The following is a 4,398-nucleotide window of genomic DNA, read 5'->3' as shown; positions in this document are numbered from 1 at the left end:
TAGCCAAATCAAATAAAATCCTTAGTAGTGGGTCAAGATCATCTCTGATGCTTGATTTAATGATTGAGCAGAGGGCTTATTGTTTTTTATTAATACAGTCTTAGCAATGCGATCTTATTAAACGAATTATTAATGGTTTAATCGTCGAAATTTTCCCATTTACCATTTTTTAGTAGCATCTGGCGATCGGCCATGGCTGCCAAACTTCTATCATGGGTTACCATTAACAGTGCAGTTTTCATCGTATCTTGTAGCTCCGCCAATAAACCAAAGATACTTTGGGCATTATCATAGTCTAAGTTACCGGTTGGCTCATCAGCCAATACCAATGAGGGCTTAGTCACCAAGGCTCTAGCAATGGCCACTCGCTGCCTTTCACCGCCCGACAACTCACCCGGACGATGCTCTAATCTATGTCCCAACCCTACTCTTTCGAGCAGATCTACAGCTTGCTGGCGGGCTTCTTTAATGGGTACTTCCTTACGTAATAACAAAGGCATGGCCACGTTTTCGATGGCGGTAAACTCTGGTAACAGATGGTGGAACTGATAAATGAAGCCCAAATGCTTATTACGCATCTCGCCCCGTTCAGTCTCATTCATATTATTTAAGCACTTACCGTGCAACCAAACCTCACCAGAGGTTGGCACATCAAGCCCGCCCAATAGATGCAATAAGGTACTTTTACCAGAACCACTGGTCCCCACAATGGCAATACGCTCGCCTGCATTCACTGTTAAGTCCAGACCGGTTAACACTTGGGTGCGAATATTACCTTCATCGTAAATTTTATTGATGTTTTTTGCGACTAAAATCTCTGACATACTATTTTCTCAATGGCTATTATTCTAAATGACTTTTTTAAAACTTTTCTATCCTTTATATCCACAATTTTTTAAACCCAAAATGCTATTCATAACGTAGGGTTTGTGCAGGTTGAATGCTGGCTGCACGGCGAGCCGGATAAATAGTTGCCAAGAAACTCAATAAGAATGAAGTGGTGGTAATAATCAACACATCGGTCCAGCGCAGCTCTGTTGGCAGATAGTTAATAAAATACGCATCAAATAAGTGTAAGTTAAATACCTGATTGATCCAGCCTAATAAGTCACCCACCGTTAACGCTAAAATCACCCCTAGGATGGTTCCCGCCACAGTACCAATTACGCCAATGACCAAGCCTTGCACCATAAATACTTGAGTAATCAGCTTTGGTGAAGCCCCAAAAGTTTTTAAAATAGCAATGTCTGCTTTTTTGTCAGTGACCAACATAACCAAACTTGAGACGATATTAAAAGCGGCGACGATAATAATTAAGAACAGCAATAAACCCACCATCGCTTTTTCCATTTGAATGGCGCCAAACAAATTACCATGGGTTTTTGTCCAGTCATTCGGGTATAGATAGCCCGGCTCAAGGTTGGCCGCTCGCTGCGCCACTTGCGGAGCTAAGAAGATATTATCCAACTTCATACGCACCCCTTGAGCACCAGGAGGCAAACGCAGTAAGGTTGCAGCATCGCCCATAGGAATAAATGCTACCAGATTATCTACTTCACGACTGATATTAAATACACCAGTTAGGGTAAAACGCTTAAATCTAGGAATGACTCCAGCAGGTGAAGGTGAGGCTTCAGGCAAGACTAAAGTTACCTTATCCCCTACTTGCAGCCCTAGCGCTTCTACCATGCTTTCGCCCAAAACAATACTAAAGTCACCATCTTTTAAGGTATCAATGCTGCCCTCTACCATATGCTCATTAATAATAGAGACGTTTTTCTCGTATTCAGATTCAACCCCGGTGACCATAATGCCTGCTACCTGACCATTTGAGGTCAACATCCCTTGTAATTCAATAAAGGGAGCCACCGCAACCACTTCAGGATCTTTCTCAATTTTATCGGCTAGACCTTTCCAATCAGAAATAATCTCACCTGAACTGACAGTGGCTTGTGGCACCATCCCTAAAATACGAGTTTTAAGCTCCCGGTCAAACCCATTCATCACGGATAAAACCGTGATTAATACGGCAACCCCTAGGGTTAATCCCACCATTGAAATCAGTGATATCAAAGAGATAAAGCGGTTACTGCGCTCAGCGCGCGTATAACGTAATCCTAAAAATAAGGCTAATGGACGAAACATAATTCAGGCTCTTAACCGGTTAGAAGTTAACTAATAAGTAACTATAAGATAATAACTAAAATGATAATTAAAGGGTCATGCTAAATAGCAAAGCCCATAGTTTGACACAAACACAGCTAACTTGGCTATGTTTGATTGATGCAATTATTTTAATATATCTATCTGTGACTTGTTTTATTGACCAAAAACTCTTAATTTACTAATAGTAATAATGGCATATAGTGCTCATGGCTTCTTATAGTATTAATGGCTTAAAATAATAACCGCAATTTACCAACGATAATAAGGGTTTGATCTTGTATTAAAATAACTTGCCCCTATTTAGTTAATAGAGCAGAGGGTTGCAAAACTTTTAGCTACGTTGATAAACCTTTTACTAATTAGCTTTCGATATTAAAGCGACAGCTTGCCATTACAGCTTCAGGTTATAACAAATTACAAATGTAGCCACTCTTAAAACCAACCATCAAAAGTATAAGTTTATTATGACAACTCAAGTTTATAAATATAGCCAGCATCCAGACATACGCCCTATCACCATTACCTTAACGGATGAACAAACTGCGGGTCATGGCGACCACTGGCGTATCTTAACTGATAATATTGAAAACGATGTGCCTAATTGGCTACAAAACTCTATTGACGATGCAACCATAGCTGCTGGTCTAAATCCTGCTCTAACCAAAGACTCTTTGGCTCATTTGCTACTATCTTGCAATGAGATGTGTCATATTAACCAAGTATTGGCCATGAAAGATGGCAAGCCTCAAAACTTCATTAATGCCTTCCCTTGTGTCAATAGCCCTTATGGCCTGACTTGCAAAATTGACCGCATTATTGCTAATCCTTCGACAAAAGATGCCGTATTACGTTTAATCAGCGAAGATGGCAGCGTTATCTATGCTTTTGACCAAATGTATACCGTTAACCAGCCTCTTTATCGCCAAGATCAGCAGTATTTTGTAAACTTTAGCGCTTGGGCTTATGCCATTGAGCCTAGTAATAAAGATGAGATTATTTTAGTAGAAGATCCGGAAGCCATTCACTATCACCGGGCTTATAATGACATTGTGGCCAAAAATAATGGCGTTATCCCTGCCGACTTAGACAAGCAAATAGATCAGTGGCAAGCCGATACCGATGAAGATTTGGCCCCCATTGAAATTAATCTAGGCAATATGTGTGCTTACTTATTTGGTGAAACTTTGGGTCAAGAGGATGAAGCTTGGTGCCAAGGTCAGGTTTTGGGAAAACAGCAGCAAACCTTATATGACCGTCAATTAACTGTCTTTGATGTGGCCATCTTACGTGAGCCAGATGCAGATCCTTTTGTGGTACGTATGGCCACCCCAACCACTGAAGAAGTTCAGAAAATTGAAGTCAATGACTATATCCAAGCCAATATTTGGCTACAGGCGGCTATTTATCATGAAAATCAAGCCGACTAATTAAAAATAAGCATGACTTTTAAAGTCTACAAAGCTGACTCCTACATTTGAGTCAGCTTTTTTGTTTTGGGTCAGTTTATTTGTAGATAAATCACTGATTTTTGCTCAAAACCGATAAATATATCAAAAATAGTTGACTTTTTAACAATTCAGACAAGCTCTGTATTTACAACTGTTACAAAATCAGGTTACTATAAATCAACTTCTCTAAATGAAAGAGTAAATCAATAGAGTTTATTCGATTCATATCAGTGTGTTTATGAAACCTTCTACTTCTGACAAGATTTTCAGCCCTTCCTCACTGCCTGTTCCAATATTTATGGCAGAAAGCACTACCGACTCTGGTAGTCTACAACCTTCTCCTCATAAACTGCCTACTAAGCCTTATGCCTATAAAAAGGTAAATCCTACCCCTTCCATAGAGGTGGCTACCCCTTTTTCAGGAATAGATGAAACAACCGATATTTTATATCGTAGCCATCATAGCCAAGCCAGTTCTACTAAGCCTTCAGCAGCCTATGCCAACTCTGAACCAAAACGAGCCACTGCAAACTTTGAACTCTCAACTTTTGATAGTGCTGCAAGTAAGCTATCTTCCACTGAAAGTAGCAGTAATTCTCTGGCGCCTTTTATGAAATCTGTATTTGGCGAGAAAGCCTTTAACTCTATCAGCCCACTGTCAGTCAGCTTTTTTGTTTCGGGTATTTTATTAATGTTTTATTTAATACATTTAATTTAATTACTTATGATTTGATTCTTTGATTACTTAAATATCGGCAAAGCCCGTAAGCATCCGACCATCCCA

At 39.7% G+C, this 4,398-nt stretch carries 4 protein-coding genes; 2 read left to right on the top strand and 2 right to left on the bottom strand.

The window, feature by feature from the left end:
- Positions 1-137 precede the first annotated feature (137 nt).
- Both lolD and B3S92_RS01905 read right to left on the bottom strand, forming a co-directional pair.
- A complete protein-coding gene (gene lolD, locus B3S92_RS01910; protein ID WP_077451664.1) occupies positions 138-824 on the bottom strand; it encodes a lipoprotein-releasing ABC transporter ATP-binding protein LolD in 687 nt (228 codons plus the stop codon).
- An 85-nt stretch (positions 825-909) separates the two neighbouring features.
- Positions 910-2,145: a lipoprotein-releasing ABC transporter permease subunit gene (locus B3S92_RS01905; protein WP_077451663.1), complete on the bottom strand. Its 1,236-nt coding sequence runs from the start codon at positions 2,143-2,145 to the stop codon at positions 910-912.
- Between the two features lie 485 nt (positions 2,146-2,630).
- Here B3S92_RS01905 and B3S92_RS01900 point away from each other — a divergent pair, with 485 nt between their 5' ends.
- Both B3S92_RS01900 and B3S92_RS01895 read left to right on the top strand, forming a co-directional pair.
- Entirely contained in the window at positions 2,631-3,593 is a 963-nt protein-coding gene (locus B3S92_RS01900; protein WP_296202188.1) for a hypothetical protein, read from the top strand.
- A 259-nt stretch (positions 3,594-3,852) separates the two neighbouring features.
- Positions 3,853-4,332 carry a hypothetical protein gene (locus B3S92_RS01895; RefSeq protein WP_296202186.1) on the top strand — a complete coding sequence of 160 codons (480 nt, stop codon included), beginning with the start codon at positions 3,853-3,855 and terminating at the stop codon, positions 4,330-4,332.
- Positions 4,333-4,398 lie beyond the last annotated feature (66 nt).

Source organism: Psychrobacter sp. UBA3962, assembly GCF_002385225.1.
GTDB lineage: Bacteria > Pseudomonadota > Gammaproteobacteria > Pseudomonadales > Moraxellaceae > Psychrobacter.
The sequence above is the reverse complement of the archived record's forward strand: the minus strand, read 5'-3'. Positions and strand labels throughout refer to the sequence as shown.